The 16427-nt window shown below is 72.3% G+C and carries 13 protein-coding genes; 7 read left to right on the forward strand and 6 right to left on the reverse strand.

Going from position 1 to position 16427, the window contains the following annotated elements:
- The first annotated feature begins 79 nt into the window (after positions 1–79).
- Both ACIBI9_RS17520 and ACIBI9_RS17525 read left to right on the forward strand, forming a co-directional pair.
- The gene (locus tag ACIBI9_RS17520) at positions 80–1213 is read left to right on the forward strand and encodes a nitric oxide synthase oxygenase (RefSeq protein ID WP_397223118.1); all 1134 of its coding nucleotides are present in this window, start codon (positions 80–82) and stop codon (positions 1211–1213) included.
- A gap of 42 nt (positions 1214–1255) precedes the next feature.
- The gene (locus tag ACIBI9_RS17525) at positions 1256–2029 is read left to right on the forward strand and encodes an enoyl-CoA hydratase-related protein (protein WP_397223119.1); all 774 of its coding nucleotides are present in this window, start codon (positions 1256–1258) and stop codon (positions 2027–2029) included.
- Between the two features lie 5 nt (positions 2030–2034).
- Here ACIBI9_RS17525 and galK read toward each other — a convergent pair whose 3' ends face one another.
- Positions 2035–3147, reverse strand: coding sequence for a galactokinase (gene galK, locus ACIBI9_RS17530; RefSeq protein ID WP_397223120.1), 1113 nt, complete (start codon positions 3145–3147; stop codon positions 2035–2037).
- A 43-nt stretch (positions 3148–3190) separates the two neighbouring features.
- Here galK and ACIBI9_RS17535 point away from each other — a divergent pair, with 43 nt between their 5' ends.
- Entirely contained in the window at positions 3191–3991 is an 801-nt protein-coding gene (locus ACIBI9_RS17535; protein ID WP_397223121.1) for a 1-aminocyclopropane-1-carboxylate deaminase/D-cysteine desulfhydrase, read from the forward strand.
- Here ACIBI9_RS17535 and ACIBI9_RS17540 read toward each other — a convergent pair.
- The 3 genes from ACIBI9_RS17540 to ACIBI9_RS17550 form a co-directional block, all read right to left on the reverse strand.
- On the reverse strand, positions 3964–4635 hold the full coding sequence (locus ACIBI9_RS17540; RefSeq protein ID WP_397223122.1) for a DUF6766 family protein: 672 nt from the start codon (positions 4633–4635) through the stop codon (positions 3964–3966). The genes ACIBI9_RS17535 and ACIBI9_RS17540 overlap by 28 nt on opposite strands.
- Before the next feature lie 79 nt (positions 4636–4714).
- Positions 4715–5095, reverse strand: a complete 381-nt coding sequence (locus ACIBI9_RS17545) for a hypothetical protein (RefSeq protein ID WP_397223123.1) — start codon at positions 5093–5095, stop codon at positions 4715–4717.
- 33 nt (positions 5096–5128) lie between these two features.
- Complete coding sequence (locus ACIBI9_RS17550) at positions 5129–5677, reverse strand: hypothetical protein (protein ID WP_397223125.1); 549 nt, start codon at positions 5675–5677, stop codon at positions 5129–5131.
- Positions 5678–5806: 129 nt separating this feature from the next.
- On the opposite strand from ACIBI9_RS17550, the gene ACIBI9_RS17555 reads away from it, so the two are divergent.
- Positions 5807–10762, forward strand: coding sequence for a tetratricopeptide repeat protein (locus tag ACIBI9_RS17555; RefSeq protein WP_397223126.1), 4956 nt, complete (start codon positions 5807–5809; stop codon positions 10760–10762).
- A 45-nt stretch (positions 10763–10807) separates the two neighbouring features.
- On the opposite strand, the gene ACIBI9_RS17560 is transcribed toward ACIBI9_RS17555, so the two are convergent.
- Positions 10808–11368: a TetR/AcrR family transcriptional regulator gene (locus ACIBI9_RS17560; RefSeq protein ID WP_397223127.1), complete on the reverse strand. Its 561-nt coding sequence runs from the start codon at positions 11366–11368 to the stop codon at positions 10808–10810.
- A gap of 90 nt (positions 11369–11458) precedes the next feature.
- Here ACIBI9_RS17560 and ACIBI9_RS17565 point away from each other — a divergent pair, with 90 nt between their 5' ends.
- Positions 11459–13396: a fumarylacetoacetate hydrolase family protein gene (locus ACIBI9_RS17565; RefSeq protein WP_397223128.1), complete on the forward strand. Its 1938-nt coding sequence runs from the start codon at positions 11459–11461 to the stop codon at positions 13394–13396.
- A complete protein-coding gene (locus ACIBI9_RS17570; RefSeq protein ID WP_397223129.1) occupies positions 13393–13818 on the forward strand; it encodes a DUF6463 family protein in 426 nt (141 codons plus the stop codon). Before ACIBI9_RS17565 ends, ACIBI9_RS17570 begins: the two co-directional genes overlap by 4 nt.
- Here ACIBI9_RS17570 and ACIBI9_RS17575 read toward each other — a convergent pair.
- A complete protein-coding gene (locus tag ACIBI9_RS17575) occupies positions 13802–15442 on the reverse strand; it encodes a bifunctional metallophosphatase/5'-nucleotidase (protein WP_397223130.1) in 1641 nt (546 codons plus the stop codon). The genes ACIBI9_RS17570 and ACIBI9_RS17575 overlap by 17 nt on opposite strands.
- A 113-nt stretch (positions 15443–15555) precedes the next feature.
- Here ACIBI9_RS17575 and ACIBI9_RS17580 point away from each other — a divergent pair, with 113 nt between their 5' ends.
- Entirely contained in the window at positions 15556–16419 is an 864-nt protein-coding gene (locus tag ACIBI9_RS17580; RefSeq protein ID WP_397223131.1) for a MurR/RpiR family transcriptional regulator, read from the forward strand.
- The last annotated feature ends 8 nt before the right edge of the window (positions 16420–16427 follow it).

The raw sequence follows: 16427 nt of genomic DNA on the forward strand, positions 1-16427 counted from the left end.
AGAGGGCGCCGCCACCAGGACGTGTCGCCGACCCGGAATCGGCGGGGCGATCCGATGACGGAGAAGTGTGGATTGCCGCGTGCGTACCTGGATTACGAGCCTGCGCCCCTTCGATGCCCTGACCGTGCAGGCGGTGCTTGAGCGAACCACCGACTTCCGCGAGGCGGAGCGCTTCATCAGGCTCTTCCACGCCGAGAACCCCCAGGCCGGAGGCCTGCACGCCCGGTTGCGCGACGTCTCCCGGGACGTGGCCCGCCACGGGACCTACACGCACACGTACGAGGAGCTCGAGTTCGGCGCCCGGGTCGCCTGGCGCAACAGCAACCGGTGCATCGGGCGGCTCTACTGGCGCTCGCTGAAGGTGCGCGACCGCAGGCAGGTGACCACGGCCGAGGGGGTCGCCCTGGAGTGCGTGCAGCACCTGCGCGAGGCGACCGGGGGCGGCAAGATCAGGCCCACCGTCACCGTCCTGCCGCCCGACACCCCGGCGCTGCGCGGGCCCCGGATCCTGAACGACCAGCTCATCCGGTACGCGGGCCACCGCACCCGGGAGGGCCGCATCGTGGGGGACCCGCACAACGCGGAGCTCACCGACCTGGCCAAGGCGCTGGGCTGGCAGGGCAGGCGCACCCGGTTCGACGTGCTGCCGGTGATCATCCAGCCGAGCCTGGGCGATCCGCTGCTCTGCAACCTGCCGGGGGACGTCGTGCTGGAGGTGCCGCTGGTGCATCCGGAGTATCAGTGGTTCGAGGAGCTGGGCCTGCGCTGGCACGCCGTACCGGCCATTTCGGATATGTGCCTGGAGATCGGCGGCATCTGCTACCCGTGCGCGCCCTTCAACGGCTGGTACATGGGCACCGAGATCGGCGCCCGCAACTTCGCGGACGCCGACAGGTACGACCAGCTCAAGGTCGTCGCGGAGCGGCTCGGGCTGGACACCTCGACCGAGCGGACCCTGTGGCGGGACCACGCGCTGGTGGAGCTGAACGTGGCGGTGCTGCACTCGTTCGAGCGGGAGGGGGTCACGATGACCGATCACCACACCGAGTCGCGCCGCTTCCTCACCCACCTGTCGCGCGAGGAGAAGGCCGGGCGGGTCTGCCCGGCGGACTGGTCGTGGATCGTGCCCCCGATGTCGGGCGGCGTCACCCCGGTCTTCCACCGCTACTACGACACCAGCGTCCTGAGCCCCGCCTTCGTCCATCACCGCTAGCCGTCCTTGCCTTCCCGGGCTAGAACATGGTTCGGTTAGGGCATGGCAGAACTCGTGCTCTCATCCCTCGACCAGGGCGTACTCACGCTGACCTTCAACCGTCCCGACACCCTCAACGCGTGGACGGACGCCATGGGGCGGCGCTACTTCGACCTGCTGGCGGAGGCCGAGAAGGACCCGGAGGTGCGGGCCGTCGTGGTCACGGGCGCGGGCAAGGGGTTCTGCTCGGGCGCGGACTTCAAGGCGCTGGCGGCGATCCAGAACGGCACCTACGACCAGGAGCCCGATCCGCGGCCCAACACCTTCCCGACCACCATCGGCAAGCCGATCATCGCCGCCGTCAACGGGGCCTGCGCGGGGCTGGGCATGGTGCACGCGCTCGTCTGCGACCTCGTCTTCACGGCCGCGGACGCCAAGTGGACCACGGCGTTCCCGCGCCGGGGGCTGATCGCGGAGTACGGGCTGTCGTGGGTGCTGCCCAGGCTGATGGGGCAGCAGCGGGCCATGGACGTCCTGCTGTCGGGGCGGGTGTTCACCGGGGCCGAGGCCGACGAGCTCGGGCTGGTCAACCGGGTCGTGCCGGGGGAGGGCGTGCTCTCCGAGGCGCAGGCGTACGCCCGGGAGCTCGCGGCCTACAGCTCGCCGGCGTCCATGGCGGTGATCAAGCGGCAGGTGTGGCACGACTGGGACGCCACCCTGGAGGACTCCGCCGCGGCGGCCGTCCGGGAGATGATCGCCTCCTTCGGCCGCCCCGACTTCGCGGAGGGCGTCGCCAGTTTCCTGGAGCGACGCCCGCCGAACTTCCCGCCCCTGTAAGCGGCTCAGGCCAGGCGGTGGGCGCCGCGGGCCGGGGTGGCGGGAAGGAAGCGCGGAGCCTGGAAGCCGTGCTCCGCGTACGCGGCGGTCACCGACTCCTCGACACTGGACAGGCGGTCCACCGGCACCAGGGCGATGGCGGAGCCGCCGAAGCCGCCGCCCGTCATCCGGGCGCCGCGCGCCCCGCCCTTGATGGCGGCCTCGACCGCGACGTCCAGCTCCGGCGACGAGACCTCGTACTGGTCCCGGAGCGACAGGTGCGAGGCGTTGAGGAGGGCGCCGATCTCGGTGACGGCGCCCGCCCGCAGGAGGCCGATGAGGGCCTCGACGCGGTGGTTCTCGGTGACGATGTGCATCGTGCGCTTGCGCTCGTCGCCCTGGAGCTGGTCGAGGGCCGCCGCCAGGTCCGTGACGTCGCGCAGGGCCGGGACGCCGAGCTTGCGGGCCGCCGACTCGCACTCGGCGCGGCGCTTGGCGTACTCGCCGTCGGCGTGCTGGTGGTGGACCTGCGTGTCGATGATCAGGATGCTCAGCCCGTGGGCGGCCAGGTCGAGCGGGATGTTGCGGGAGCCGAGCGAGCGGCAGTCGAGGAACAGCGCCTGCCCCTCCTCGCACAGCGCCGAGGCGGCCTGGTCGAGGATGCCGCAGGGCATGCCGACGAAGTCGTTCTCGGCCTTCTGGCTGAGCAGGGCGATCTCCATGGGCGTCATGCCCAGCCCGTGCAGGTCGTTGAGCGCCGAGGCGACGGCCACCTCGAGGGCGGCGCTGGAGCTGAGGCCGGCGCCCGGCGGGACGTCGCCGTCGATCGCGATGTCCGCGCCCCGCACGCGCTCGCCCAGCATGGCGAAGACGCCGACGACATAGCGCGTCCAGCCCGTCGACTGGTCGCGGCTGGTGAACGTGACGGGCTCGCCGGGAGCCTGGAGGGAGAGGAGCCGGATGGTGTCGTCCGTGCGCGGCGTGATCGCGGCCGTGACGCCCCACGGCACGGCGAAGGGGAGGACGAAGCCGTCGTTGTAGTCGGTGTGCTCGCCGATCAGGTTGACGCGGCCGGGCGCACGCCAGACGGTCTGGGGGGCCGCGCCATAGGCGGCACGGAAAGCTTCAACAACGCGCATAATCGAACACTCCTCAACACAGGCTCGACCGTAGACTAGCGCCATGGAAGAGCTCCTGGATCCCGGGCTCGGCCAGGTCCGGTTGTTCCTGATGCAGGACGACAACAAACCTCGCAAACTCCGGTACAACCTGGGCCATTCCCGGCTGCTGACCTTCGGCGGCGCCCACTCCAACCACATCAGGGCCGTGGCCGAGGCGGGGCGGCGGCACGGCATCGAGACCATCGGGGTCATCCGGGGCGAGGAGCACCTGCCGCTGAACCCCTCGCTCGCCCACGCGAGGGAGTGCGGGATGACCCTGACCTACCTCGACCGGGCCTCCTACCGGCTCAAGCACACCGAGGGAGTGCTGGCGGGGCTGCGGGCGCGCTGGGGCGACGACGTGGTGATCCTGCCCGAGGGCGGGAGCAACGCGGCCGCCGTGCGCGGGTGCGCCGAGCTGCCGGGGGAGATCTCCGCGGAGTACGACGTCATCTGCTGCCCGGTCGGCACCGGCGGGACGCTGGCCGGGATCTCGGCGGGGCTGCCGGAGGGCAAGCGGGCGATCGGGTTCGCGGTGCTGAAGGGGGCGGGCTTCCTGGCGGACGAGGTGGCCAGGCTGCAGCGGGAGGCGTACGGGCGGACCTGGGCGAACTGGGAGCTCAACCTGGACTACCACTTCGGGGGCTACGCCAAGTCGACGCCCGCCCTGGACGCATTTATCCGGAAATATCGTGTTGAAGGCATCTATGTGGCCAAGATGCTCTACGGGATCCTCGACCTCGCCCGGCAGGGCGCCTTCCCCGACGGCACCCGCATCGTCGCCGTGATCACCGGTCAGCCCTCCACGCCCGTATCCGCGTGAGCGGCCCCCACCGGCTTCGACTCGGGTGAGCCCCGCTGCCGGAGGTAGATCGAGAGCACCACCATCGACAGCACCGCGAGCAGCTCCGACTGCCAGTTCTGCAGGGTCCGGTCCCAGAACTCGGGCGAGGTCACGTATGACCACCACGAGACCGCGTCGCGCAGGTCGCCGAGCCGATCCGAGTTGTACGCCGCCTGCCCCGTCACCGACTGCGCCAGCCACGACAGGACGAAGATGGCCCCCATGACCAGCCCCAGGGAGTTGCTGTAGACCCACAGCCTGAGCCCATCGGACCTGGCCCACCGGGGAGAGCTCGGGCCGGCATGCGCCCCGATCTGCTGCTCCTCCTCGGACTCCGTTCCCGCCCGATCCAGCTCCTTGGACTCGGGCGACCCCTTCTGCACGAGCCAGACGGTCAACATGATGAACAGCAGGAACTGCAGGTACTCCGACTGCCAGTTCTCCGCCACGTCCACCGCGAAGGGGGACGACGTCACGTAGTGCGCGAACGAGACCGGCTCCGCCCCCTCGGCCCGCTGCACGTCGTTGTACTGCAGCATCCCGGCCACGGCCTGGCCGCCCAGCGAGAGCAGGAACATGACGAGGAACGCCAGCGCCAGCGAGTTCTCCCTGGCCCATCTCATAGCCGCGAGAACCCCACGACGAAGAAGTACGCCAGGCCGACCACGATGATCAGCATGATGATCGTGAACATCACGCGCATCAGTCCTCCACCTCGCACCTGTAGGGGAGGTCGCGCACCGGCTCGCACCCGGCGGCCGTGACCCGCCAGCCGTCGGTGAAGCGGTGCAGGAACAGCGTGTCGCCGACCAGCCGCACCTGCGCGGCGTCTCCCCACACGCTGACCGACGTGACGGACCCGCCCGGCCCCAGCTTCACCTCGCGCAGCGCCTCGGCGCAGGTCTGGCCGGGATCGGGGAGCTCCTCGGCGGTCTTGCGGGTGAGCATCGCGCACGCGGCGTCCTCGTGGTGCGCGGAAAGTGCCGCGTGGAAGCGCTCGGCCGCCCGTGCCGGGGCGGCCGTGTCCGGAGCGCAGCCTGCGGCGGCCAGCACGAGCGCCGGCCAGATGAGCAGGTTCCTCATGGACCTCCGCTACCCACGGATCATCCGCGCATGCTAGCCGCCGAGCTGGTCGAGGACCGGCGACACCAGCGCGTTGAGCTCGCGGGTCAGCACCACCACCGCCCGGTGCGCGCGCTGCTCGACCTCGTCGTGCGGCCCCTCGGGCTCGGGTGGCAGGTCGTCCAGGGGCACGGGCACCTCCAGGAGCAGCGAGGCCCGCAGGAACGGGTGCCGGGCCAGGTCCTGCTGGGTCGGCTCGACGTACTGGCCGAAGGTCTCCTGCCAGCCCAGCCACCCGCGGTCGCGCCACCAGGTCCGCGAGCGGGTCAGCTCCTCGGGCAGCGGCGAGACGACCCTGACCCGCGCGTAGAGCGAGCCGTCCCAGGTGTTGCGGTGGCAGGTGGCGTCGAGCACGCGCCGGTCCCACCGTACGTAGCCGGGGGTCAGCGCCGGCGGCGTGGCCAGCCGCCACGCGGCGCACGCGAACCTGATGGGCGCGATGTCGCCCCACTCGAACTCTTCGAGGTTCTTGCGAACGTGTACGGCATAGCGCCCGTCACGGTCTCTGTCGAACTCTTGATCGATCCAGAACGCCTTGCCCATGAGGACTACGCTACGGCCTCCCCCGCTCCGCCGGGGCTCCAGGCCGCACGGCCATCTCCACAAATGACCTGTGACGGACGTGACACATGTGTAGTTTTTTCACATTGTTGGATGACTTTGGAGTGAGCAATGGCGTCAGAACAGCTCGACGCGGCCATGAGCCACTGGAAAGCGGGAGATCTCGACCAGGCCGCCGCGCTGTTCAGGCAGATCGCGGCCACAGGGGATCCCGAGGCCTCCCACCTGCTGGCGGGTCTGCTGCAGGAGCAGGGGGACCTTGACGGCGCCGAGGCGGCGCACAGGTCGGTGATCCAGTCGGGCGACCCCGTGTTCGGGCAGCGCTCGGCCATCGCCATGGGCATGATGCTGGTCGCGGCCAAGGAGTGGCCGGCGGCGCACCGGGTGCTGACGATCGCCTCGGACGGGGCCGACTTCGAGGTGGCCGCGCTCGCCGACACGGCGATGGTGCTGGTGCTCACGCAGCTGGGCGACGTGGAGGGCGCGCAGGAGGCGCTGGAGCGGGCCCGCAGGTGTGACAGCGCGGCGGTGGCCGAGCTGGCCGCGCGGCTGGAGCTGCCCGAGTTCCACTTTCAGGACCCGGCCTCGGCCCGCGAGCTCTATGAGGAGGCGGAGGACGAGGACGACTTCCGGGCGCTGCTGACCTGCGGCGACCCCGACGTGGTGTCGCTGTCGGCGTTCCGGCTGTACCAGATCTACGCCGAGGAGGAGGAGTTCGAGCAGGCCAGGCAGGTGTGCGAGCACGCCATCGCCGTCGGGCACCCCGACCACCTGGCCATGGCGCACAAGCTGCTCGGCGCGGTGCTGGTGGACCTGAGCGAGTACGCCGAGTCCGCCGCCGCCTACCGCGTGGCCGCCGAGGACCCGAGGCCCGACATCCGCCTGCCGTCGCTGATCGAGCTGGCCAAGGTGACCGCGTCGCTGGGCGACGTGGAAGAGACCAAGGCGATCTTCCGCCGGGTGATCGCCAGCGGGCAGCGCGAGTACGTCGTGCAGGCCCAGGCGTGCCTGGCCCAGATGCACGTCGAGGCGGGCGAGACGGCCGAGGCGCTGGCCGCGCTGCGCACGGTGCTGGAGGCGGGGGAGGACGAGTGGGCGTCGATCTGCGTCGCGCTGCTCGGCCTGCTGCTCGACCAGCATCCGGAGGTGTACGACGAGGCCATGGAGCTGGCGCGGTTCGCGACCGGGCACGACGACCCCGACGCCGCGTTCAAGGCCACGCTGCTGATCGAGCACGCCGCCAGGCAGCAGCCGCTGGCCGACCCCGTCGAGGAGCAGGCGCTCCAGGACATCGACGCGGGGCTGGCCCGGCTGCAGGCCGGTGACGTGGCCGAGGCCAGGCGGCTGCTGCGCGGGGCCGCCGACTCGGGCGCGGCCACGCAGTCGCTCAGGGCCATGGCGACGCTGGCCCAGCTGGAGATCGGCGAGGGCGACCGGGAGCAGGCCGACGAGCTGCTCGCGTACGTGGCCGAGGGTGACGACGTGCTCCAGGGCTTCAGCGCTACCTTCCTGCTGCACCTGCTGCGCGAGTCGGGCGAGGAACCGCACCCCGTGCTGGGTGCGATGCTCGACCACCAGCGGCTGGGCAGGGAGGAGGGGCTGGTCCGCTACCGCGCGGCCATGGACCATCCGGATCCCGCCGTCGCCGCGATCGGGGCCGCCGTGTTCGGCCAGGTGCTGGCCTCGATCGGGTACGACCTGTCGGACGCGGCCAAGCTGTTCGAGTCGGCGGCCGAGAGCGGGGACCCGCTGGCGCTGTCGTACACGGCGGTGATCTGCAAGGAGGTGCTGTCCGACGAGGAGGCGTCGCTCGAGCTGCTGCGCCGGGCCACGGCGGAGGGCCATCCGGGGCTGGCGCCGTGGGTGGGGTACGCGCTGGGCGGGCTCGTCACGGAGCACGACCTGGGCGAGGCGCGGGCCGCGTACACGGCGGCCCTGGAGGGCGGCAACCGCGGGCTGCGGGTCGAGGCGGCCGCCTCGTTGTTCACGGTGCTGGAGCGGCAGGGCGACCTGCTGGCCGTCTGCCGGCTGCACGAGAGGCAGATCGAGGAGGAGACCTCCGCGGACGACCGCTCGCGCAGCGCCTGGCTGCTCGGGCTGCACCGGGTGCGGGTCGACGACCTCGCCGCCGCGCGGGCGGCCTTCGAGCTGGCGACGGGCGAGCCGCAGGAGATGGGGCGCTTCGCCCGGTTCCTGCTCGATCGGGACCTCGACGCCGCCGCCGAGGCGCTGGCGGAGATCGACGACGAGGGCAACGCCTTCCTGGTGAGCATGCTGGCCATGGAGAGCGCGCACGCCTGGCAGCGGCGGGGCGAGATCGCCGCCGCCGACGCGGCGCTCTCGCTGGTGCTGGCCGCCGGGCACCCCAACTACCGGCAGGAGGCGGGCTGCTACCTCGGAGCGCTGCGGAACGAGGCGGGGGACAAGCGCGGCGCGCTGGAGGCGTGGGAACGGGCCGCGGAGGGTGACAACGAGCGCCTGGCCGCCATGACGCTGCGCGACATCGGGCAGGTGCGACAGGAGCTCGGGCTGCGGGCCGAGGCGGCCGCCGCCTACCGGGGCGCGCTCCGGGAGCTCGGCGAGGCGCGCAGGAAGGACGCGACCGTGCGGCTCGCCGAGGTGCTCGTGGAGAGCGGGGAGGCGCAGGAGGCCGGCGAGCTGATGACGGAGGAGTTCGGCGCGGCCGGGCGGCTCCAGTTCGCCGCGATACTCCGTGACCACGGCGACCTGAGCGCCGCCCTGTCCCTCCTGGCGCCCGGCTCGGGCGAGGCGGTCGAGGAGCTGCTGCTCGGGGAGCTGCTGGCCAGGACCGGCGACGTGGCGGGGGCGCGGGAGGCGTTCGAGCGGGCCGTGGCCGCCGACCCCGACTCCGCATCGGGCTCGCTGGCGTCGGCGGGCCGGGCGCTGGCAGGGGCGGGCGACGAGGAGTACGCCCGCTCCGCCTACGAACGGGTCGTCGCCCTGGATGACGACGAGTGGTTCACCGCCGTCGCCCGCGTCCGGCTCGGCACGGCCTCGGCCAAGGAACGCGGATGGGTGCTGGCCGACGACGGCGACCGGGAGGGGGCGGTCGCGGCGCTGACCGAGTTCGCCGGGTCGGAGCTGATGGCCGAGGTGCTGCTCGCGCTCAACGAGGACGACGCGAAGGCCGTACGCCGCCTGGTGGCCGCGGCGGACCCGCAGGACCGGCGCGAACCCCTCGCCGAGACCCTTGAGCGGGCCCGCGGGCTGACCGACGAGCACGCGGCCGCGGCGCTGTGCCGGGTGGTCGTCGAGCTGGGCGAGCCCGACCTCGCCGCGCAGGCCGCGGTGGACCTCGGCGTGGTCCTCGCCGAGCGCGGCCACCACTGCCGGGCCGAGCTGAGCACCCTGCCCGCCACCGGACACCCGCGGACGGCCGAGATGGCCTGGCGCAACATCGCCATCCTCCGCCACCGCCGCGGCGACCTCGACGGGGCGGTCGAGGCCGCCCGCGCCGCGATGCCCGCCACCGCCGTCGTGCTGGCCGACCTCCTCAACGCCCGGGGCGACACCGAGGGCGTACGCGAGGCGCTGACCGCCGGGGCGGCGGCCGGGGACCTCGAGAGCCGGCGTCACCTGATCGCCCACCTGCTCCTCCTGGAGGACCACGACGCCGTGGTGGAGGAGGCCGAGCGGGCCGTCGGCACCGGCGACCCCGAGACCGTGTCGATGGGCTACTGGGCGTGGGGCGACGCGTACAAGGCGCGCGACGACCTGGAGAACGCGGCCCTCATGTACGGGCGGGGCGTGGACACAGGCTTCCCCGGCACCTCGGCCGGCATCCGCGTGGACCTCGCCAAGACCCTGCGCGGGCTGGGCGACACGGCCGGCGCCGTCCGGGAGGTGCGCCTGGCCATCGAGTCCGGCGCGCCCGACGCGGTGGACCGGGGCGGCGTGCAGCTCGGCATCTGGCTGTACGAGGAGGACGACCACATGGGAGCCGCCCAGGCGTTCGCGGCCGCCGCGGGCGCGGGCTCCGAGGTCGCGGCGGGCAACCTGCGCGTGCTCGCCCACCAGGCGTCCGACCGCGGCGAGCACGACCTGGCCGTGCGGATCCTGCGGCTGATGGGCGACGAGGCCGCCGGCGTGGCGCGCGAGCTGGGCGGGCAGTGCGAGGACCCGGTCGCCGTACGGGCGTACTACGAGCTGGCCGGGCGGGGGACGTTCGCCGAGCTGGACGTCGCCGACCGGCTGGCCGAGCTGGGCGAGCACGCCGAGGCGCGGGCGATCTACGAACGGCTCAGCCGGGACGACGACGCGGACGTACGGTTCATCGCCGGCGGCAGGCTGCTCGAACTGCTCGACGACGAGGGGGACGCCGACGCGTTCTTCGACGTCGCGCAGCGGGCGGCGGCCGACGCCGACAGCCCCGTCCGCGGGGTGTTCGGCAGCCTGCTCGGCATGCTGCAGGGCAACCGCGGGGACACCGAGGCGTCCCTGGACACGTTGCGGGAGGCCGCCGCCGGGGGTGAGCCCATCGCGGTGGCCATGCTGGCGCAGACGCTGATCGGGGCCGGGCTGGTGGACGAGGGGCGGGAGGCGTACCTGCGGGTCCTCGACGCCGGCGACGCCGACCTCGCGGCCCGGGCGATGATCGCGCTGGGGCAGACGTACCACGAGGAGGACGAGGAACGCGCCCGGCAGTGGTACCTGCGGGGTGTGGAGGAGGCCGAGGGGCACTACAGCGCGCTCGCGGCGATGTACCTGGGCGCGCTGGCCAAGCGGAACCGGGACTTCCCCGAGGCGCTCACCTGGTACCAGCGCGTCATCGACGCGGGGCACAGCGAGTCGGGGCTGGCCGCGGCGCACCTCGGCGAGCTGTGCTACTGGCTCGGCGACCACGACGGCGCCCTGCGGTACTACGAGCTCACGCTGGGGCTGACCGAGCAGGCCGACCTGGTGGCCGAGGCCGCCTGCCGGATGGGGGAGATCAGGTACGCGCGGGGCGACATGGACCTGGCCCGGCGGTTGCTGGTGACGGCGGTGGAGACCGGCGACCCGTCCTTCGCCTCCCCGGCCTCGTCGCTGCTCGCCAAGATCGGGTAAGCCTGGTGGAGCCCGCCGCCGGGGGCGGGCTCCACCAGCCAGGCGTCAGATGTGCCCGAGACCCGCCGGCAGCACGGCGCGGAGCGTGGCCTGGACGGACTCCAGGTCCACCGCCTCGGGGGCGACCCGCCACTGGGCGTGGACGCCGATGACGGCCCCCACCAGCAGGACCGCGTACGCCTCCGGGTCGGTGCCCGGGGGCAGCGCGTCCGCCGGAATCAGGGCCAGCACCCCCTGCCGGAGCGCGGCGTGGAGCCGGGCGTAGTGCTCGCGGATCGGCGAGCCGACCTCCACGGCCTCGGCGAGCAGGGTGATGAACAGCCGCGTGGCGGGCACGCGGATGAAGCCCATGACCTGGTCGAGCGGATCATCGGCGGGCGGCGGGAAGCCGCTCAGCACGGACTGGAGCTGGTCGTCGACCACCGCTTCCAGCAGGCCGAGCTTGTTGCCGAAGTGCCAGGGGATGGAGCCGCGGCTGATGCCGGCCTTGTCGGCGATGTCGATGAAGCTCGTCTGCCGGTATCCCTTCTCGGCGAAGAGCTCGGCCGCGGCCGTCACCAGCAGCCGGCGGCTCTCCTGAGTCCTCTCGATACGTCGCGTGGCCATGCGGTCCATCTAACCAGGCATGCCGGATGACAGAGGATATGCTGATCGATATAGCCTGTGTCAGCCAACATAGAAACCGAGGAGGTTCTCATGCGTTGGGTGACCTATGCGACGGACGTCGGGGACCGCGTGGGGGTGATCGGCGAGGGGGACCGGATCCACCCCGTCGCGCCGGGCGTGAGCCTGATCGAGCTCATCGGCCGGGGCGCGGAGGAGCTGCGGGCGACGGGGGAGGCGGCCCTGGCGTCGGCGGCGCGGACGGTCCCGCCGGCCGAGGCCAGGCTGCGCGCGCCGATTCCGCGCCCGCCCTCAATCCGCGACTGCCTGTGCTTCCTGGACCACATGCGCAACTGCCGGCAGGCGACCGGATCGCCCCGCACGCTCGAGGACGCCTGGTACGAGATCCCGGCCTTCTACTTCGCCTGCCCCTCGACGATCGCCGGCCCGTACGACGACGTGACGATCTCCCCCGGCAGCGCCTGGTTCGACTTCGAGCTGGAGATCGCCGCGGTCATCGGGCCGCGCGGCCGGGACCTCACCCCGGAGCAGGCCGAGGAGCACATCATCGGCTACACCGTCTACAACGACTGGTCGGCCCGCGACCTGCAGCTGCGCGAGATGCCGCTGGGGATCGGCCAGGCCAAGGGAAAGGACGGCGCGACCACGCTCGGCCCGTTCCTGGTCACCCCGGACGAGCTGGCGCCCTACCGCCGCGACGGAAGGCTCGCCCTGCGGGTCGAGGCGAGCGTCAACGGCAGGACCATCGGCTCGGGCCGTACCGACGCCATGGACTGGAGCTTCGGCGAGGTCATCTCCTACGCCTCGCGCGGCGTGGACCTGGTGCCTGGGGACGTGTTCGGCTCGGGCACGGTGCCCGGCTGCTGCCTCATCGAGCACCTGTCCCTCGCGGATCCGGCCGCGTTCCCCGGCTGGCTGCGGGACGGGGACGTCGTCGAGCTGGCGGTCGAGGGGCTGGGCCGTACCCGGCAGACCGTCCGCGCGTCCGCCGCGCCGCACCCGCTCGCGCCCCGGCACAACCCCGACAGCCGGCCCGCGCGCCCGCGCGTCAACCGCGCACCGTCGAAGCTGCCCTACACGCGCGGGCTGCACGAGGTCGCCGCGGGCGTGTGGGCCTGGCTGCTGCCCGACGGCGGGTACGGCTGGAGCAACGCGGGACTGGTCGCGGGCGAGGGCGCCTCCCTCCTGGTCGACACCCTGTTCGACCTGCCGCTGACGGCCGAGATGCTCGACGCCGTGCGCGGGATCACCGATCGGCACCCGCTCACCCGAGCCGTCATCACCCACTCCAACGGCGACCACACCCACGGCAACCAGCTGCTGGGCGACTCGGTCCAGATCATCGCCGCGGCGGCCACCTGCGCGGAGATGCGGCATGAGCTGCCCCCGGAGATGCTGACCGCCGCCCAGGTCGCAGACATCGGCCCGGCCACCCCCTACTTCCGCGAACGCTTCGGCGCCTTCGACTTCAGCGGCATCCGCCCGCGGCTGCCCGACCTGGCCTATGACGGGGAGCTGACCCTGGACGTCGGCGGCCGCGAGGTGCGCGTGATGGACCTCGGCCCCGCCCACACCACCGCCGACTCGGTCGTGCACGTGCCGGACGCGGGCGTGCTGTTCGCGGGCGACCTGCTGTTCATCGGCTGCACCCCGATCGTGTGGAGCGGCCCGATCGGCAACTGGATCGCCGCCTGCGACAGGATGATCGCCACCGGCGCCGGCACGATCGTCCCCGGCCACGGCCCGGTCACCGATCCCGACGGGATCCGCGCGGTGCGCGGCTACCTCACGCACGTGGTCGAGCAGGCCGACGCCGCCCACGCCCGCGGCCTGTCCTTCCCCGAGGCGATCGAGGCGGTGGACCTCGGCGAGTACGCCACCTGGCTGGACGCCGAGCGGATCGTGGTCAACCTCCACCGCCGCTACCGCGAACTCGACCCCACCGGCACACCTCAGCTGGACCAGCTGACGTTGATGGCCATGATGGCCGAAAGGGCGCTGACACGATGAACACCGGGAAGCGGCTGCTCCGCTGGGCGAGCGGGATCATGCTGGTGCTGGGAGCAGGGCACCTGTCCCTGCTGGCGCTCTCCGCCTGGGACGAGGTCACCGGCTGGGCGGACCGGGGGCTGTGGGCGGCCGTGCCGCTGGATCTCACGGGCGGGGTTCAGACGGCGGAGTCCCTGCAGAACAAGCTCGCCTTCTGGGCCGGTCCGGGGAGCTTCGCCGTCCCTCTGATCCTCCTGGGGTGCCTGATCTGGCACCTGGCCGGACGAGGGGTGGCGGTGCCCGCCGGACTCGGCTGGGGCGTCGCGGCGTGGTGCGTGCTGGGCGGCGTCCTGCTCGTGCCGTCCCCGTTCTTCGCCGGGACCGTCTCCGGGGCGCTCATCGTCGTGGCGGCCCGGCGGGCCCGCGCTAGTTCAGGCGGGTGACCCGGCCCAGGGCCGGGGCCTGCAGCGGGGTCTTAGCCCGGATGTAGGACTCGAACGCCTCGATGTCGCGTACCTTCTCCACCCGCTCGGTGCCCTCGGTCAGCACCGAGAAGCCGTCGCCGCCGGTCGCGATGAAGGAGTTGGCGGTCAGGCGGTATTTCGCGGCCGGGTCGACGACGGTCCCGTTGAGCTTGACGGTGGCCGGGTCGATCCGGTCGCAGGCGGGTTTGGCGTTGTCGTAGGTGTACGTGAGTCCCTGCGAGATGCCGAGCACGCGGGCGGTGCCCTGGCCGCACCACTGCTGCTCCAGCAGCCGTTCCAGCTGGGCGCCGGTGAGCGTCATGGTGACGAGTATGTTGCCGAACGGCTGCACGCGCAGCGCCTTGCCGTGCGTCACCAGGTTCGACATCTCGTTGCCGGTGGGGTTCACGATCAGGTCGCCGCCGATGCCGCCGCCGTAGGGCGGCTGGATGCCGATCTGGGCGCCGCCGTTCTCGGGGGCCGAGGTGGCGAAGAGCCGGGCGTCGGCCAGGGCGTGACCGACGGTGGACTCGCCGGCGGCGTTGCGCTGGGCGGTCAGGTCGCGGGCGAGCAGGCCGACCGGCCGGTCCAGCAGCTTCTGCCCCTGCTCGTCGGTCCTGCGGCGCAGGGCGGCGATCTGGCCGTCGGGCTTGATGTCGTGGGTGACGGTGAGGTTCTCGGCCTTGGAGGCGGTCGGGTTTCCGGTCGCCCGGTCGACGGTGAGGGCGATCCTGGTGAGCTCGCGCGTGTGGCCGGAGGTCTGGGTGACGGGGATGCCGTTGATCACGCAGTTGTACGCGTTGTGGGTGTGCCCGGAGATCACCGCGTCGACCTCGGGGTCGAACCTCTGCACGATGTCCTTGATCGGCCCGGCCAGGTTGTTGCACTGGTTGGGCAGGCCGCCGCCGGTCTGGCCGCCGCCCTGGTGGATCAGCACCACGACGGTCCGCACACCCTTGGCCTTGAGCTCGGCCGTGTAGGTGTTGACCGCCTCGGCCTCGTCGCGGCCCTCCAGCGGCGCGGTGGGGCCGGGGGCTTCGTTCAGCGTGTTCTTGTAGCTCACCCCGATGATGCCGACCTTGACGCCCTTGACCTCCTTCACGATGTACGGGGTCATCGCGGGCTTGCCGGTGGTGGTGTCGACGATGTTGGCGCCCAGGTAGGGGAAGTCGGCGCCCTTGAAGTTGGGGAGGGCGCACCCTTCGATCGGGTGGCAGCCGCCGTTCTCCATCCGGCGGAACTCGGCCAGGCCCTCGTCGAACTCGTGGTTGCCGACGCTGGAGGCGTCCAGGCGCATCAGGTTGAGCGCCTGGATGCCCGGCTCGTCGTGCAGGGCGGTGGAGATCATGGTGCTGGAGGAGATGTTGTCGCCGGCCGCGAGCCGCAGCGTGCCCTGGGGGTTGTCGCGCTGGAGCCGGTCCATGTGGGCGGCCAGGTACTCGGCGCCGCCCGCCGGGACCGGCCCGGACGGTGTCATGGCGAAGCTGGTTGGGAAGCCGGAGTGGAAGTCGTTGAAGGCCAGTAACTGGATGTCCACCGCGTCGGCGCGGGTGGGCAGCAGGCCGGCGCTCCCGAGCACCAGCGCCAGGAGGAAGTTCCGCATGGCCTCGAAAGTGACATACTCCCAACAGATCACACAAGGGGGAAATTTTCTAACATCGCCCGTTCAATGTGAACTATTGACATACATGCCCGTAAAGCGGGATGGTTCCTCCCATGTCACCGATCCTGGCCAGAATCCGGGGGGTCGAGCCCACCCTCACCGCGACCCACCGGCGCATCGCCGAGACGATCCTCGCGGACCCCGCCGCCGTGGCCGCCTCGACCATCGGCGAGCTGGCGGAGCGGTGCGGCACCTCGCTGACCACCGTCACCCGCTTCTGCCGCGAGCTGGGCCTGGCCGGCTACCCCGAGCTCAGGCTGGCGCTGGCGGCCGAGCTCGGGCGCAACGACGCGGCCCCGCGCGAACAGAGCCTGATCGCCTTCTCGCCGGACGACCCCGCGAGCCTGGTGCTGCGCAGCCTGCTGGCCAGCGACATGCGCGCGATGGAGGAGACGGCGGCCCAGCTCGACCTCGAGGCGGTGGACCGGGCGGTCTCCGCCCTGGTGCGCGCCAGGTTCATCGACTTCTTCGCGGTCGCCGGCAGCGCCGGCGTGGCCATGGACCTGCACCTGCGGCTGCACGCCGTCGGCCGGCCGGGCGCGCTGTGGACCGACGTGCACAGCGCCGTCTGCAGCGCCAACGCGCGCGACGCCCACGACGTGGCGCTCGGCATCTCCCACTCGGGCACCACGGCCGAGGTCGTCGAGCCGCTGACCATCGCCAGGGAGCGCGGCGCCACCACGATCGCGGTCACCAACTTCCCCCGCAGCCCGCTGGCCGAGGCCGCCGACATCGTCCTCACCACCGCCGCGCAGGACACCCCCTTCCGCGCCGGCGGGGTGGCCGCCCGCCACACCCAGATGCTCGTCCTGGACTGCCTCTACATCGGCGTCGTCCAGCGCACCCATGAGACCAGCAACCAGCTGCTGACCGCCGCCACCGACGCGGTCGCCAAGCACCGCCTGCCCCCACGCTAGGAGCCCCC

This window comes from Nonomuraea sp. NPDC050451 (assembly GCF_044458585.1).